This window comes from Yoonia vestfoldensis SKA53, from assembly GCF_000152785.1.
Classification (GTDB): domain Bacteria; phylum Pseudomonadota; class Alphaproteobacteria; order Rhodobacterales; family Rhodobacteraceae; genus Yoonia; species Yoonia vestfoldensis_A.
In genome coordinates, this window is the sequence record NZ_CH672414.1 from 494,967 (window position 1) to 511,369 (window position 16,403).

The window sequence follows — 16,403 nt, forward strand, 5'->3', positions numbered from 1 at the left end:
GCTCAGCTTTTGGCCTGATCAGGGCTTGCATGCAAGCGATCCCGCGCCGTCAGCCCCGAGATCAGGATCGACGCCAGCACACAGGCGGTGAACAGATACAGCCCCCAGGCGGTTTCCACCCGCCCCCATCCCATGCTTTTGAACACCACGATATAAAGCGCGATCAAGAACACATCGGCCATCGCCAGCTTGCCCAGCCAGCCCAGCATAGGCAGGCTGCGGTCCGCCAGCAGGCCAAAATGTACCAAGGCCAGAAGGATCGTTTTGAGATAGGGCAAAAACACAGCCAGCGCGGTGACCACCAGCGCCAGCACCACATCGCTGCCCCAAAGCGATTGCAGCCCCGTGATGACCGAGATTTCAGACAGGCTGAACAAGGGCAACAAGCCTGCGCGCATCAGCGGCGCGAACCAGGCGACAGGAAACAGGATCAGCAGCGACAGGTTGGCAATGACCAGCGCTTGGCGCATTCACTTGCCATAGATCCGGCGGGTATAGCGCCCGCCCAGCTGCGTCAGCAATTCATAGCCGATGGTGCCTGCGCGGCGTGCGACATCATCGACGGTTTGTTCCGCGCAGATCAGCGACAGCGCCTTGGGGTCTTCGGACAGGTCGGTCACATCGATTGTCATTAGGTCCATCGACACGCGGCCCACCAGTTTGCAGGGCGTCTTGCCGTGATAGAAAATCGCGCGGTCCGACAGCGACCGGATGATGCCATCGGCATAGCCGCCCGATATCGTGGCGATGCGCGACGCGCGTTCTGCCTGCCAGCTGTTGCCATAGCCCACAACCTCGCCCTGTGCGACATCGCGGATCTGGACCACGGGGAATTCCAGTTCGATCACCGGCGTGCCATCGCTGAACGGGTCCGCCCCATAAAGCCCAATCCCCGGACGGGTCAGATCAAAATGATAATCCGGCCCCAGCAGGATACCACCCGTCGCGGACAGCGAGCGTGGTACGCTGATCCCGTCCGTCATCATGTGGAAATTGGCCAGCTGATGCGGGTTCATCGGATGGTCAGGTTCATCGGCACAGGCCAGATGGCTCATCACCAAAGTCGGGTTCTGGTCCAGCGCCAGCCCCGCAATCGCCGCCCATTCCTGCATTTCCAAGCCCAGCCGGTTCATACCGGTATCAAGCTGGATGCCAAACGGATGGCCGGGCAGGGTTTCGAAATGATGCGTCACCTGTTCCACGGAATTGAGCATCGGCGTCAGGTTCAGATCGCGGATCGCAGCGGTGTCGCCTTTCATATGGCCTGAAAAGACGTTGATTTCAGGGCGCGGCCCCAGTTCGGCACGAATGGGTGCGGCCTCTTCGGCGACGGCGACGAAAAACTGGCGCACGCCTGCCTTGAACAGCGCCTTGGCGATATTAACCGACCCCAGCCCGTAACCATCCGCCTTGATCACGGCGGCGGTTTTGCAATTTGTCATTGCGTCCAGCGCGCGCCAATTGGCGACGACGGCGTCAAGGTCGATGGTCAGGCGTCCGGTGCTCATAAGCGTCCTTTTGGCAGGGGCAGGCGGGGGCGGCAAGGGCGGATGAAGGTGCAGCCCCTAGAACTGCTGATCGCCGCCTTGCTGCCAGGGTTTGACAAGATTGCCAAAGCGGGTGAACTTGCCTTCAAAGCTCAGCTCCACCGTGCCGATGGGGCCGTGGCGCTGTTTGCCGATCACGACCTCGGCCCTGCCATGCAGGCGTTCCATCTCTTCTTGCCAGGCGGCCATCTTTTCCATCTCGTGATCGCCGGGCTTTTCGCGTTCCTTGTAATATTCCTCGCGGAACACGAACATCACGACATCGGCGTCCTGCTCGATCGATCCGGATTCGCGCAGGTCGGACAATTGCGGGCGCTTGTCCTCGCGGCTTTCGACCTGACGCGACAGCTGCGACAGGGCGATCACGGGGATGTTCAATTCCTTGGCGATAGCTTTCAGGCCCATCGTGATTTCGGAAATCTCGTTCACGCGGTTTTCCGACCGGCCGGTGCCGCGTACCAGTTGCAGGTAATCCACCATCAGCACATCCAGACCGTGGGTGCGTTTCAGGCGCCGCGCGCGCGCCGCCAGCTGTGCGATGGGCAGGGCAGGCGTGTCGTCAATGAACAAGGGGCAAGCTTCGAGCGATTTGGCAGCATCGACGAAACGGCGGAATTCGGTTTCGGTCATGTCACCACGGCGGATCTGTTCAGACGGCACTTCGGCGGCTTCCGACAGGATCCGCGCGGCGAGCTGTTCGGCGCTCATCTCAAGCGAATAAAATCCGACCACACCGCCATCGACCGCCCCTTCGGTACCATCTGGCAGGATGCCTTTTTTGTAAGCCTTGGCAATGTTGAATGCGATATTGGTCGCAAGCGAGGTTTTGCCCATCGACGGACGCCCCGCAAGGATCAGAAGGTCGGATTTGTGCAAACCGCCCAGCTTCTTGTCCAGATCGATCAGCCCGGTCGAGACGCCCGCCATACCACCATCGCGCTGATAGGCCGCATTGGCCATATTCACCGCATCGGTGACGGCGCGCAGGAATGATTGGAACCCCTGATCGGTGGTGCCCTGTTCGGCCAGCGCATAAAGCGCCTGTTCCGCTTCGACGATCTGGTCTTTGGGTTCGCTATCCACATCGACCTTGGCGGCCTTGTCGGCAATATTGCGGCCCACCTGAATCAATTCGCGGCGCACCGCCAGATCATAGATCATCTGGGCATAATCGCGTGCGGCAAAGGCCGAAATCGCAGCCCCCGCCAGACGCGCCAGATAGGCCGGCCCGCCCAATTCCTTCAGCCCCTCGTCATCTTCCAGAAAGGTCTTGAGCGTGACAGGGCTGGCCAGCGCATTCTTGGAAATCCGCGTGGCGGCGGTTTCGAAAATACGCGCATGAACGGGGTCATAGAAATGTTTTGGCCCGATGATCGCCGCGACCCTATCAAAAATATCGTTATTGGTCAGGATCGCCCCCAAAAGCTGTTGTTCAGCCTCGATGGAATGGGGCATCAGATCGACGCTGGCATCTGTCGTGCCGGACGCGTTGAAGGTCGCTATTTCGTTCATCACTTACCTCGCATGTCGCAATGTCATAGCAGGCCTTGGTACAGAGTTCACCTTGTATAACTTTGTGGACACCCGGCGGGATAAGGCGGTGCATAACGCCGATGACTGCAACCCGCCTACCAGATGCGGCAGGCGCAGCAAGCTGGCAAACCATATATCGGGCGCGCGCGATTCTTGCGCGCCCGCCTGTGGATAAGTTCAGGCAGACGCCTGCCAACCCGCCGGATCATGCAGATAGGCCTCGACCGCCGCCAGCGTTTCGGGGTCATAGGCGCCACGCGCCTTGGCCTCGGCCAGCACGTCCCACCATGTGCACAGATGCAGCAATTGCACGCCATGATCGGCCAGCGTCTGTTCGACGCCGTCGAAAATCCCGTAATAGAAAATCACCGCCGTCGCGCAACAGGTGGCCCCCGTTTCACGGATCGCATCGACAAAGGACAGTTTCGATCCGCCATCGGTGGTCAGATCCTCGACCAAGAGCACGCGCTGGCCTTCGGTCATCACGCCTTCGATACGGGCGTTGCGCCCATATCCCTTTGGTTTCTTGCGCACATAGGTCATCGGCAGCGCCAGCCGTTCGGCCACGAGTGCGGCAAACGGAATCCCCGCCGTCTCGCCACCCGCGATATTGTCAAAGGCTTCGAAACCCGCCTCGCGCATGATCGTGACGGACAAAAAATCCATCAACGTGGACCGGATGCGCGGGAATGAAATCAGCTTGCGGCAATCCACATAGGTCGGTGCTTTCTTGCCCGATGCATGGGTGAACGGCTCGCGCGCATTAAAGGCGATTGCGCCGATTTCCAGCAGCATAGAGGCGCTCAGCCGTGCAATTTCAGCCTTGTCAGGATAGCAGGAGGGGATCATGGCAGTCGCTTTCTCATCGTTCGAGTATAAATATCCCCCGCGCGGAGCGCCGGGCGTCAGCCCGTCACACGCCAGTGCAGATCGAACCCGGGGTTGAACAGGGTCACCGGCCCGTCGCCGGTTTCGATCCTGTCGGGATAGGGAACAGGGTCGCCCTTGGTCAGGGTGATCGTCGCCTCATTCGGCGGCAGGCCGTAAAACATCGGCCCGTTGAGCGAGGTGAAGGCTTCAAGCTTGCGCAACGCGCCCGCGACATCGAACACTTCGGCCAGACAGGACATGGTATTGGTTGCGGTGAATATTCCCGCGCAACCGCAGCTTTGCAGCTTTGCATCATCGGTATGGGGTGCTGAATCAGTCCCAAGGAAAAACCGTTTATCCCCCGACACCGCCGCCTGCACCAAGGCAATCCGGTGCGTTTCCCGCTTGGCAACCGGCAGGCAATAGAAATGCGGCTTGATCCCACCAGCCAGAATATGGTTGCGGTTGATGATCAGGTGATGCGTGGTGATCGTGGCAGCCAGATTTTTCGGGTTGTCGCGCACATAATCGACAGCATCCTGCGTGGTCACATGTTCCATCACGACCTTGAGATCCGGCACTTTCTTGCGCAGCGGCTTGAGGATCTTGTCGATGAAAACGGCCTCGCGGTCGAAAATGTCAATATCGTGGTTGGTGACCTCGCCATGCACACATAGCGGCATGCCGATCTCGGCCATGGCCTCTAGCACCGGGCGAACCTTTTCAAAGTCACGCACACCCGATGCCGAATTGGTCGTGGCCCCGGCAGGGTAGAGCTTGACCGCCGTGGCGATCCCAGCGGCATGGGCTGCGCGCACATCTGCGGGGTCGGTCGCCTCTGTCAGGTAAAGCGTCATCAGCGGCGTGAAATCCATACCCTCGGGCAGCGCCGCCATGATCCGGTCACGATAGGCAGCTGCCTGCGCGCCCGTCACCACAGGCGGCACCAGATTGGGCATCACGATGGCGCGGGCGAAATCGCGCGCGGTTTCAGGCAACACCGCGCGCAGCATCGCACCATCGCGCAGATGCAGATGCCAGTCGTCTGGGCGGCGGATCGTCAGGCTGGTCAGGTTTTTATCGGGCATGGCAGTGCAATTACACAATCGTGATTGCGCTGACCATCCCTTTCCTGCGTCCTAGAAAAACGCCTGCAACCCGGTCTGCGCCCGCCCAAGGATCAGCGCATGCACGTCATGGGTGCCTTCATAGGTATTGACCGTCTCCAGATTGACCATATGGCGCATGATCTGGAAATCCTCGGAAATGCCGTTGCCGCCGTGCATATCGCGCGACGCCCGCGCGATATCCAGCGCCTTGCCGCAATTGTTGCGCTTCATCAGGCTGATCATTTCGGGTGCTGCGCGGCCCGTCTCCATCAAACGGCCCAGTTGCAGGGCTGCCTGCGTGCCAAGTGCGATTTCGGTCTGCATATCGGCCAGTTTCTTTTGAAACAGCTGGGTCTGCGCCAAAGGCTTGCCGAATTGCTTGCGGTCCAACCCGTATTGGCGCGCGGCATGCCAACAGGCTTCCGCAGCCCCCATGACCCCCCATGCAATGCCGTAACGCGCACGGTTCAGACAGCCAAACGGCCCTTTCAGCCCCTGCACGCCGGGCAGCAAAGCATCCTCGCCGACCTCGACATTATCCATCACGATCTCGCCGGTGACCGATGCGCGCAAGCTCAGCTTGCCGCCGACCTTGGGCGCGCTCAGCCCCTTCATACCCTTGTCCAGCACAAACCCGCGGATCTTGCCGCCATGCGCCTCTGACTTGGCCCAGACCACGAACACATCGGCAATCGGCGCATTGCTGATCCACATCTTGGACCCGTTCAGTACATAGCCACCGGCAGTCTTTTTCGCGGTGGTCTTCATCCCTGCAGGATCACTGCCCGCATCCGGCTCGGTCAGCCCGAAACAGCCGATGAGCGTGCCCGCCGCCAGCCCGGGCAGGTATTTTTCGCGCTGCGCATCGGACCCGTAGGCATGGATCGGATACATCACCAAGGACGATTGCACCGACATCATAGACCGGTACCCGCTATCCACGCGTTCAATCTCGCGCGCGACTAGGCCGTAAGTGACATAGCCCGCGCCCAGCCCGCCGTATTCCTCTGGGATCGTCAGGCCCAGCAATCCGGCCTCGCCCATCAGAGTGAAAATCTCGGGCGCGACCAAGGCATCGCGGTAGGCGGCGGTGACACGTGGCTGCAATTTGTCTTGCGCAAACTGGCGCGCGGCATCACGCAACATGCGTTCATCTTCGGACAGCTGATCCTCCAGACGCAGCGGATCTGCCCAATCAAACGGGCCAAGGTCGGGGCCAAAGCCGGTGGCGGTGATGGCGGCATTGTGGGTCATGTTGCGGTCTCCTTGTTGCCGCAAACTTAGGGCGCGGCAGGCATGGGGGCAATGCATGCCTTGACGCAGGGCGCGGCGAATGCAGCTATAGGCGGGCAGGGGGGATCACATGGCATTTGACACGATTGACGCAGCGCAGGCCGCCTTGGGCGATCAGGGCTATATTTGCGGCAGACCACTGGCGACGGTGGTGTTTCTTGCCCTGCGCCTTGGCCGGCCCTTGTTTCTCGAAGGCGAGGCCGGCACCGGCAAGACCGAAATCGCCAAGGCCCTGGCCGCAGCCTTGGGGCGCCGGTTGATCCGGCTGCAATGCTACGAAGGGCTCGATGCCTCATCGGCTGTTTACGAATGGAATTTTGCCGAACAGATGATTGCGATCCGCACCGCCGAGGCAACAGGCGGCGCCGACCGCAGCACGCTGAAATCGGAACTCTTCACCGAGGATTACCTGATCGAACGCCCCCTGCTGCAAGCCATGCGCCCGCAGCCTGGTGGCGCGCCGATCCTGCTGATCGACGAACTTGACCGCACCGATGCCCCGTTCGAGGCTTTCCTGCTCGAAGCGCTGTCCGATTTTCAGGTCACGATTCCCGAACTTGGCACGATCAAGGCGGCGGAACCGCCCATCGTGATCCTGACCTCGAACCGCACGCGCGAAGTCCACGACGCGCTGAAACGCCGTTGCCTTTACCATTGGGTCGATTACCCTGATTTCGACCGCGAAATCGCGATCCTGCACGCCCGCGCGCCCGAAGCCAGCGCCGCCCTTTCAGCCGAGGTCGTGGCCTTCGTCCAGCGGCTGCGCGACGAGGATCTCTATAAAAAACCCGGCGTGGCCGAAACCATCGACTGGGCGAAATGCCTATTGGCACTCGATGTCGTGAACCTCTCGCCAGAGGTGATCAGCGACACTTTGGGTGCGCTTTTGAAATATCAGGACGACATCCAGAAACTGCAGAACGCACAGGCCAAACGCATCCTCGACGACGCCCGCGCCAGCCTGTCCCCATGATGTCCCATCGTTCGAGCATAAATATTCCACAGGGGTCTGGGCTAAAAGAAATTGGGGATGTGAAATCCCCAGCCTATGCCCCGCTTGCCTTGCCGGACGATCCAAAACTCGCGGGCAATATCACCCATTTCGCCCGCGCCTTGCGCAAGGCAGGGGTGAAACTCGGCCCCGGGCGCGTGATCGAAGCGATCAATGCGGTGCAGGCAGTGGGGTTCACCGAGCGCGCCGATTTCTTTTGGACCCTGCACGCCTGTTTCGTGTCCAAACCAGAGGACAGCGCCATTTTTGCGCAATTGTTCCGGCTCTACTGGCGCGATCCGCAATATATGGAACAGATGATGTCGCTGCTGACCCCGATGGTCCACGGCGTGCAACAGGACCGCGTGGCAGAGGCGGCAGAAAAACGCGCAGCCCAAGCCTTGCTTGACGGGCGTGAGCCGCCCGCACCAGAGGCACAGGCGCGCGAAGACGAGATCGAGATCGACATCGACGCCAGCCAGACCGCCAGTGCCGAAGAACGGCTGCGCCAATTGGATTTCGAACAGATGAGCACGGCCGAAATGGCCGCCGCCACGCGGATGTTGGCTGGGTTGCGCCTGCCGGTGCCACCGATCCTGACACGGCGCAGGCAGGCGTTGCCGGGGCCTTTGGCCGATTGGCAACGGACCATGCGCCGCGCCGCGCGGCAGGGCGGCGAGATCGGGAAATTGGCCACCGCGCGCAAGCGCATGCGTTACCCCAACCTGGTGGTGCTGTGCGATATTTCCGGCTCGATGTCGTCCTATTCGCGCGCTGTGCTGCATTTCGTCCATGCCGTCGCCAACCGCGAAGGCCAGGGCTGGGCGCAGGTCCATGCCTTTACCTTTGGCACGCGGCTGACGAACATCACCCGCCACATGCGCCGGCGCGATGTGGACGCGGCACTGGCGGCGGCGGGCGCACAGGCGCAGGATTGGGAAGGTGGGACGCGGATCGGGGCCTGCCTGCATGATTTCAACCGCGACTGGGCGCGGCGGGTCGCGGGGCAGGGGGCGGTCGTGCTGCTGATCACCGACGGGCTGGACCGCGACGCCACCCATGATCTGGGGCGCGAGATGGAACGGATGCAACTGACCTTTTCGCAGTTGATCTGGCTGAACCCGCTTTTGCGCTGGGACGGATTTGCGCCTCTGGCGCGCGGGATCGCGCAGATGCTGCCCTATTGCACCAGTTTTCGGGCGGCGCATAACGTGGCATCCTTGGCCGGTCTGGCCGCCGCATTGACGCGCCCCGATGACGGGGGCGAAAAGCGGCGGATGCTGGCGGCATTGCACGGGTCATGACCCATGCGACGGGCGGCCTATCGAAAGGGAAGACAATGACAAACGACCCCGCCGCGCTTGCGCTGCACTGGGCGCAGACCGGCCGCAAAGTGGCCTTGGCGACCGTGATCGCCACATGGGGATCGGCGCCGCGCGGTGTCGGCAGCCAGTTGGTCATCGATGCAGATGGCGCGATGGAAGGATCGGTCTCGGGCGGCTGCGTCGAAGGCGCTGTCGTTCTGGCCGCGATGGATGCCATTACGGCAGGGCAGCACGCGATCCTTGAATTCGGCGTCAGCGATGACGCGGCTTTTGCCGTGGGTCTGGCCTGCGGCGGGCAGATCAAGGTGCTGGTCCAACCGGTCGGTGATGGCCTGACCATCAAGACCTTGCAGGCCTTGGCCGAGGCCCGGGCCACGGCCCGCCCCATCGGGCTGACCACCGATCTGGCGACAGGCATCAGCCGCGTTATCACGGCTGCCGATGCGCCCGAGCGGTTCCGCCTTGACCGTGCGGGGCTGGACGACGACGGCACGTTCATCACCATCCAGAACCCGCCCTTGCGCATGATTATCGTGGGTGCGGTGCATATCGCACAACCCTTGGTCGGGATGGCACGCGCCTGTGGCTATGCGCCGGTGCTGATAGACCCGCGCGGGGCGTTCGGCTCTGACGCGCGGTTTCCGGGCGAGACGATCCTCGAGGATTGGCCGGACGAGGCGCTTGCCGCGCTGAAACCCGATGCGCGCACCGCCATCGTGACGCTGACCCATGATCCCAAGCTTGACGACCCCGCAATCATGGCCGCCTTGCGCAGCGATGTGTTCTATCTGGGGTGTCTGGGGTCCACCCGCACCCATGCCAAGCGCGTGGCGCGGTTGCAGGCGGCGGGGTTCACTGACGCGGATATCGCGCGCATCCATGCCCCTGTGGGGCTGGATATCGGCGGCCGCCAGCCGGCAGAAATCGCGCTCAGCATCATGGCGCAGATCACGCAAACCCTGCGGCACGCCAGATGAAATTTGGCCCCGTTCCCGTAGCGGATGCGCTGGGCGCGATTCTGGCCCATGCGGTGCCAGCCGGTGCTACGCTGTTGCGCAAAGGCAAGCTGCTGGAGCCCGCTGATATTGCGGCCTTGCAAGGCGCGGGCGTGCGGCAGGTCACGGTTGCCATGCTTGATCCCGGTGATCTGGATGAAAACGCCGCAGCTGCGAAACTGGCGCGCGCGCTGGTGGGCGCGCATGTCACTGTCAGCGCGGCAGCGACGGGGCGCGTGAACCTTTTTGCGCAGGTTGCGGGCATTCTGTCTTTGGATGCTGCGGCTATTGGCCGCTTTAACGCGCTCAACCCGATGATCACGCTGGCGACCTTGCCGCTGCATAGCCGCGTTGCCGCGGGCAATATGATCGCGACGATCAAGATCATTTCCTATGCCGTGCCAGAGGCGGACGTGGACCGCGCGGCAGATATGGCAGCGGCGCTGGCCGTGCTGCCGCCCGTCTATCACCGTGCCACGCTGATCGAAACACGATTGGGCGAACCACAGCCCATCAAAGGGCGCACAGCTTTGGCCAAACGTTTGGCACGGTTTGATATCGCGCTGGATGAGCGTTGCATTGTCAGCCATGAAATCAACGATTTGGCCGCTGCTCTTGATGCAGCATCGGGCGAGGTGATCTTTATCCTGACCGCTTCGGCCACATCCGATATCGACGATGTCGGCCCTGCGGCGCTGCGCGCGGCAGGTGGGAAGGTCAGCCAATTTGGCATGCCTGTGGATCCGGGCAACCTGCTGTTTTTGGGTGATCTGCGGGGCAAACCGGTCATCGGACTGCCGGGTTGCGCGCGCTCGCCTGCGCTGAACGGGGCCGATTGGGTGCTGGAACGGGTGGTCTGCGGACGTATGCCGACGCCTGCCGATATCGCCGCGATGGGGGTGGGGGGGTTGCTCAAGGAAATTCCAGACCGGCCCCAACCACGCCGTCAGATCGGCTGATGCTGCACAGCAGCGAAAGATCGTTGTTCTCATGTGGTTTCAGCCGTGCTTAACTCGTCAGGTAGCAACGATGTATCGGGAGGAACGAATGGCATCTGTAGCAATGGTGGTGAACGGCAAGTCCATCACACGGGAGGTGGAAGGCCACACGCTTTTGGTGGATTTCCTGCGCGATGATCTGCGACTGACCGGCACCCATGTCGGCTGTGACACGTCGCAATGCGGGGCCTGCGTGGTCCATGTAAACGGCCAGTCGGTCAAAGCCTGCGCGATGTTCGCCATCGAGGCGGACGGCGCTGATGTCGCAACAATCGAAGGCCAGGCCAACAAGGACGGATCGCTGAATGTGATCCAGCAGGCGTTTCAGGACCATCACGGCCTGCAATGCGGGTTCTGCACGCCCGGCATGGTGATGACCGCGGCGGCGCTGCTGAAGGAAAACCCAAAGCCCACCGAGGCCGAAGTGCGCAGTTACCTGGAGGGGAATATCTGCCGCTGCACGGGATACCACAATATCGTCAAGGCGATTATGGCCGCATCCGGCCAGGATGTGACAGCCATCGCCGCAGAATAAGAATTCAGGGAGCAACGGGGACGCGCGCTATTGTGCTGCCGTCCCAACCGGGAGGAATTTCAATGCCTAAGGACACAGGAATTGGCGCCAGCGACAAGCGCCGCGAAGACATCCGCTTTTTGACGGGTGCGGGACATTACACCGACGACATTAAACATTACGGCGCGACCACGGCGATTTTTTGTCGCTCTACCGTGGCAAATGGGATCATCAAATCCATCGACACATCGGCCGCCGAAGCCATGCCCGGCGTGCTGGCGATCTTTACCGGCGCCGATTTTGCCGATGTCGGCGGCAACCCCGCAGGCTGGCTGATCAACAGCCGTGACGGCACGCCAATGAAGGAACCCAAGCGCCCCGTACTGGCGCATGGCAAGGTCCGCCACGTCGGTGATGCCTATGCCGCCGTGATTGCCGAAACCGAATTGCAGGCCCGCAATGCCGCCGAGGCCATCGTGGCCGAGATCGAAGAATTGCCCGCTATCGTCGATATGGCCGCCGCTTTGGCTGGCGATGCGTTCGTGCATGACGAAATCGGCACCAACCAGTGTTTCGACTGGGGCTGGATCGAGGATAACCGCGCCGCCACTGACGCTGCGATCAAGGCGGCCCCGCATGTGACAACGCTGGAACTGGTCAACAACCGTCTGGTGCCAAATGCGATGGAACCGCGCTGTTCCATCGGCAGTTATGACGCGGGCAATGACAGCTACATTCTGCAGACCACATCACAGAACCCGCATCTGACGCGCCTGCTGATTTCGGCCTTTGTCATGGGCATCCCCGAAAACAAGCTGACCGTGATTGCGCCTGACGTGGGCGGCGGCTTTGGATCAAAAATCTATCACTATGGCGAAGAAGCTTTGGTGCTGGCCGCTGCGCGCAAGATCGGACGTCCTGTAAAATGGACCGCTGATCGGACAGAGGCGTTTTTGACCGACGCGCATGGCCGCGATCATGTGACCAAGATCGAACTGGCCTGTGAAAAGGACGGCACTTTCATCGCCTTCCGCACCGAAACCATGGCGAATGTCGGGGCCTATCTGTCGAATTTCTCGACCGCGACGCCGACCTTTCTGCATGGCACGCTGATGGCGGGCAATTACACGGTGCCGAATGTCTATGTGAACGTCAAAGCCGTGTTCACCAATACCGCACCAGTGGACGCCTATCGCGGCGCGGGCCGGCCAGAGGCGACCTATTCCATCGAGCGCGTCATCGACAAGGCGGCGCGCGAATTGGGGATCGACCCGATTGCGATCCGGCGCAAGAACTTCGTCAAGCCCGATCAGTATCCGTTCACCAGCGCCGCTGGTCTGGAATACGATTCCGGCAATTACGACGCGCTGATGGACACGCTGGAAAAGCATATCGACCGTGACGGTTTCGCCGTACGCCGCAAGGCAAGCGAAGCCCGCGGCATGCTGCGCGGTCTGGGCCTGAACGCCTATATCGAGGCTTGCGGCATCGCGCCGTCAAACCTTGTCGGTGTGCTGGGAAGCCGTGTCGGCCTTTATGATGCGGCCACCGTGCGGGTGAATGCCACTGGTAACCTGTCGGTCATGGTCGGGGCGCATAGCCACGGGCAGGGGCATGAAACCGTGTTCCCCCAGATCGTCGGTGAAATGCTGGGTATTGATCCGGCCAGCATTGATATCGTGCATGGCGATACGTCAAAAATCCCCTTCGGGATGGGCACCTATGGGTCGCGGTCCTTGGCGGTGTGCGGGTCCGCCATGGTCCGAGCGACCGAAAAGATCATCGCCAAGGCCAAAAAGATTGCTGCTCATATGCTGGAAGCATCCGCCGATGACGTGGATTTCAAGGATGGCCAGTTCACCGTCAAAGGCACCGACAAATCCGTCAGCTTTGGCGAGGTCGCGCTCAAGGCCTATATCCCCCATAACTTCCCCATCGAGGATATCGAACCGGGGTTGGAGGAAACGGCGTTCTATGATCCTGCCAATTTCACCTATCCATCCGGTGCTTATGCCTGCGAGGTCGAGGTCGACCCTGATACCGGCAAGGTCCGCGTGGACCGCTTCGTCGCGGTGGATGATTTCGGCAATATCATGAACCCGATGATCGTGACCGGGCAGGTGCATGGCGGGCTTGGGCAAGGCATTGGTCAGGCGCTGCTGGAAGGGGCGCGTTACGATGATGACGGTCAGCTTTTGTCGGCCAGCTACATGGATTACACCATGCCGCGCGCGGATGATCTGCCGTTCTATACGGTGGACCACGCCAATGGCACGCCCTGCACGCATAACCCCTTGGGCGTGAAAGGCTGTGGCGAGGCGGGGGCAATCGGATCGCCGCCGACAATCGTCAATGCCGTGGTCGATGCGCTGCAATCGGCGGGCAAGAACGTCACCCATATCGACATGCCCCTGACGCCGCTGCGCGTCTGGGATGCCATGCAAAACGCGTAAGGAGACTTTGGCATGTATGCTTTTGAAATCGAACGGCCAGGTACTATCGCGGATGCGGTCAAGGCGTTGCAATCGGATGGTGCGCAGGCGCTGGGCGGCGGACAGACCCTGATCCCGACGCTCAAGGCGCGCCTTGCGGCTCCTGACGTGCTGGTCAGCCTGTCCGCCATCGGCGAGATGCAGGGCGTCTGTTTGTCGGATGACGGCGCGCTTTGCATCGGGGCGGCGACGACCCATGCGACCGTCGCGCGTGACGCGGCGGCGCATTTCGCGGGGTTGGCGCATCTGGCCAGCCATATTGGCGATCCGGCTGTGCGCAACCGTGGCACTATCGGCGGATCACTGGCCAACAACGACCCCGCCGCCTGCTATCCGGCGGCGGTGCTTGGCACCGGGGCCGTGATCATCACCAACACCCGCCAGATCGCGGCGGATGATTATTTTCAGGGGATGTTCACCACCGCACTCGACGAAGGCGAGGTGATCACCGAGGTCCGTTTCCCGATTCCGCAGAAATCGCATTACATGAAGTTCGTCCAGCCCGCGTCACGTTTCGCGCTGGTGGGCGTGTTCGTGGCGAAATACGCAGATGGGGTGCGGGTCGCGGTGACCGGTGCGTCGGAGGAGGGTGTGTTCCGCTGGCATGAGGCCGAGGCCGCCTTGTCCGCCGATTTCTCGCCCAAGGCGCTGGACGCTTTGTCTGTCGATGCTGACGGCATGATCGGCGATCTGCACGGGACACCCGCCTATCGCGCGCATCTGGTCAAGGTGATGACCGGCCGCGCGGTGACCGCCGCGACCTGACCGGTTCGGCACCATCTTGCTTTCAACATGAAAAAGGGCGGCTCACTGAGCCGCCCTTTTGTCGTTGGAATGAGGGGCAAGTATGCTGCCCATCGTTGAAATATCACTTTGATAGCGGGCCGATCAGCATGACCATCTGGCGGCCTTCCCGCGTGTTTGCTTGCAAACATGCTCCAAGCGGCAGGTGTTTGCCTGCAAACACCGTGAGCTGGTTGGCTTGCAGACCTACTTTGACAGCGGGCCGATCAGCATCACCATTTGGCGGCCTTCCATCTTTGGAAAGTTTTCGACCTTGCCGGTTTCCTTGGTGTCCTCGGCCACGCGTTCCAGCAATTGACGTCCCAATTCCTGATGCGCCATTTCACGGCCGCGGAAACGCAGGGTGATCTTTACCTTGTCGCCGTTTTCCAGAAACTTGAACACGCTGCGCATCTTCACTTCGTAATCATGGGAATCAGTGTTCGGGCGGAACTTGATTTCCTTGATCTCGATGATCTTTTGCTTCTTGCGCGCTTCGGCTTCTTTTTTCTGTGTCTCGTATTTGAACTTGCCGAAGTCCATGATCTTGCAGACCGGAGGAACAGCGTTTGGCGAAATCTCTACCAGGTCAAGCCCGGCCTCTTCGGCCATCTGCATCGCCCGTTCTGGTGATACAACGCCGACATTTTCGCCGTCTGCACCGATAAGCCGGATTTCGGATCCCCTGATCCGTTCGTTGATCCGTGGGCCGGTTTCGCGCTGTGGTGGCGCGTTGTGGGGTCTGCGTCCTATGGTCTTGATCCTTTGTTTGTGGCATAATGCTGCAGGGCAAACTAAACCTGCTTGGCGCGCGCTTCAACCCGCTATCATGCAGTTTCGCAGGTATTTTCAGCAGGACTGCGCGATTTCACTTTCGCGCCGTTTACGACGCGATTTCACAATCTGTGGTTGAAAATAGCCTGCGATTCTTAAATATGCGCTCTCCTGCAAGCTTATTTTCCAGCACGAAGTTCAGCGTCGCTGCAGGATTTGGCGTCAAACAATATGCACCAACAGCCCCTGGCCGCGATTAGCATCGTGCCAAGGGCAAAAAAAATCAGTCCAGAAACGCCTTTTCCACGACATATTGCTGCGGATTGGAATTGGCCCCTTCGTTCAACCCATAGCTTTCCAGCATTTCCTTGAGCTCCAGATTGAACGCCAGATTGCCGCAAATCATCGCGCGGTCGGTTCCGGGTGACAGGACTGGCACGCCAAGGTCGCTGAACGCCTCGCCCGAGCGCATCAGATCGGTGATCCGGCCCATCTTGGGGCTGTCTTCGCGGGTGGTGGTCGGGTAATATTTGATCTTTTTCCAGAACCCGTCGCCGATCACTTCGTTGAGCAATTCATCCGTTTTCAGCCCTTCGATCAGGTCGCGGCCATAGGTCAATTCGCCCAGTTCGCGGCAGGTATGGGTGATGATGATCTCGTCGTAATCTTCATAGGTTTGCGGTTCGCGTAACAGGCTGGCAAAGGGCGCAAAGCCGGTGCCGGTGGCAAAAAACCACAACCGTTTGCCGGGCAGCAAGGCGTCATGCACCAATGTACCAACAGGCTTGGGCCGCAGGATCAGCCCATCGCCGGGCTGGATATGTTGCAGTTTGGACGTCAGCGGCCCGTCTTGCACCTTGATTGAATAGAATTCCAACTCCTCGTCCCAGCTGGGCGAAGCGATGGAATAGGCGCGCATGATCGGCTTGCGCTTGCCGGTCTCTGGGTCTTCGTCGCCCATCAGCCCGATCATGACGAATTCGCCTGACCGGAACCGCAGGCTGGCCGGGCGCGTCACGCGGAACGAAAACAGCCGGTCGGTGTAATGTTTCACCTCTGTCACGGTCTGCATGTCGGGCAATTGCGGGACGATTTTGGCGCTGGCGTGATTCACGGGGCTTTGCTCTGTCATATGTTCATCGTGACCCATATCGGGCCACCCTCTGTCTAGTCGTTGAT

Annotated in this window: 16 protein-coding genes; 8 read left to right on the forward strand and 8 right to left on the reverse strand. The window is 60.7% G+C overall.

Annotated features, from left to right (window positions below; genetic code table 11):
- Positions 1–2 precede the first annotated feature (2 nt).
- From SKA53_RS02525 to SKA53_RS02550, 6 genes are all read right to left on the reverse strand, one after another.
- Positions 3–470: a paraquat-inducible protein A gene (locus SKA53_RS02525; protein ID WP_007204477.1), complete on the reverse strand. Its 468-nt coding sequence runs from the start codon at positions 468–470 to the stop codon at positions 3–5.
- A complete protein-coding gene (gene alr / locus SKA53_RS02530; RefSeq protein WP_007204478.1) occupies positions 471–1,508 on the reverse strand; it encodes an alanine racemase in 1,038 nt (345 codons plus the stop codon). It lies immediately after the preceding gene.
- A gap of 57 nt (positions 1,509–1,565) precedes the next feature.
- Complete coding sequence (locus SKA53_RS02535) at positions 1,566–3,059, reverse strand: replicative DNA helicase (protein ID WP_007204479.1); 1,494 nt, start codon at positions 3,057–3,059, stop codon at positions 1,566–1,568.
- Positions 3,060–3,257: 198 nt separating this feature from the next.
- Positions 3,258–3,929: an orotate phosphoribosyltransferase gene (locus SKA53_RS02540; protein ID WP_007204480.1), complete on the reverse strand. Its 672-nt coding sequence runs from the start codon at positions 3,927–3,929 to the stop codon at positions 3,258–3,260.
- 56 nt (positions 3,930–3,985) lie between these two features.
- Complete coding sequence (pyrC, locus tag SKA53_RS02545; protein WP_007204481.1) at positions 3,986–5,038, reverse strand: dihydroorotase; 1,053 nt, start codon at positions 5,036–5,038, stop codon at positions 3,986–3,988.
- Between the two features lie 51 nt (positions 5,039–5,089).
- Positions 5,090–6,313 carry an acyl-CoA dehydrogenase gene (locus tag SKA53_RS02550; protein ID WP_007204482.1) on the reverse strand — a complete coding sequence of 408 codons (1,224 nt, stop codon included), beginning with the start codon at positions 6,311–6,313 and terminating at the stop codon, positions 5,090–5,092.
- Positions 6,314–6,422: 109 nt separating this feature from the next.
- Between SKA53_RS02550 and SKA53_RS02555 the strand changes: the two genes are divergently transcribed.
- From SKA53_RS02555 to SKA53_RS02585, 7 genes are all read left to right on the forward strand, one after another.
- On the forward strand, positions 6,423–7,325 hold the full coding sequence (locus SKA53_RS02555) for an AAA family ATPase (RefSeq protein ID WP_007204483.1): 903 nt from the start codon (positions 6,423–6,425) through the stop codon (positions 7,323–7,325).
- A gap of 59 nt (positions 7,326–7,384) precedes the next feature.
- Complete coding sequence (locus SKA53_RS02560; protein ID WP_007204484.1) at positions 7,385–8,647, forward strand: vWA domain-containing protein; 1,263 nt, start codon at positions 7,385–7,387, stop codon at positions 8,645–8,647.
- 35 nt (positions 8,648–8,682) lie between these two features.
- Positions 8,683–9,645, forward strand: coding sequence for an XdhC family protein (locus SKA53_RS02565; RefSeq protein WP_040483085.1), 963 nt, complete (start codon positions 8,683–8,685; stop codon positions 9,643–9,645).
- Entirely contained in the window at positions 9,642–10,622 is a 981-nt protein-coding gene (locus SKA53_RS02570) for a molybdopterin-binding protein (RefSeq protein WP_007204486.1), read from the forward strand. Before SKA53_RS02565 ends, SKA53_RS02570 begins: the two co-directional genes overlap by 4 nt.
- 88 nt (positions 10,623–10,710) lie before the next feature.
- Entirely contained in the window at positions 10,711–11,196 is a 486-nt protein-coding gene (locus SKA53_RS02575) for a (2Fe-2S)-binding protein (protein ID WP_007204487.1), read from the forward strand.
- Positions 11,197–11,258: 62 nt separating this feature from the next.
- Positions 11,259–13,628, forward strand: a complete 2,370-nt coding sequence (locus SKA53_RS02580) for a xanthine dehydrogenase family protein molybdopterin-binding subunit (RefSeq protein WP_007204488.1) — start codon at positions 11,259–11,261, stop codon at positions 13,626–13,628.
- A 12-nt stretch (positions 13,629–13,640) separates the two neighbouring features.
- Positions 13,641–14,432, forward strand: coding sequence for an FAD binding domain-containing protein (locus tag SKA53_RS02585; protein ID WP_007204489.1), 792 nt, complete (start codon positions 13,641–13,643; stop codon positions 14,430–14,432).
- Between the two features lie 225 nt (positions 14,433–14,657).
- Here SKA53_RS02585 and infC read toward each other — a convergent pair whose 3' ends face one another.
- On the reverse strand, positions 14,658–15,212 hold the full coding sequence (gene infC, locus SKA53_RS02590) for a translation initiation factor IF-3 (RefSeq protein ID WP_431607687.1): 555 nt from the start codon (positions 15,210–15,212) through the stop codon (positions 14,658–14,660).
- Positions 15,213–15,229: 17 nt separating this feature from the next.
- Between infC and SKA53_RS15635 the strand changes: the two genes are divergently transcribed.
- Entirely contained in the window at positions 15,230–15,484 is a 255-nt protein-coding gene (locus SKA53_RS15635; RefSeq protein ID WP_207327913.1) for a hypothetical protein, read from the forward strand.
- 23 nt (positions 15,485–15,507) lie between these two features.
- On the opposite strand, the gene SKA53_RS02595 is transcribed toward SKA53_RS15635, so the two are convergent.
- Positions 15,508–16,356, reverse strand: a complete 849-nt coding sequence (locus SKA53_RS02595; protein ID WP_040483087.1) for a ferredoxin--NADP reductase — start codon at positions 16,354–16,356, stop codon at positions 15,508–15,510.
- Positions 16,357–16,403 lie beyond the last annotated feature (47 nt).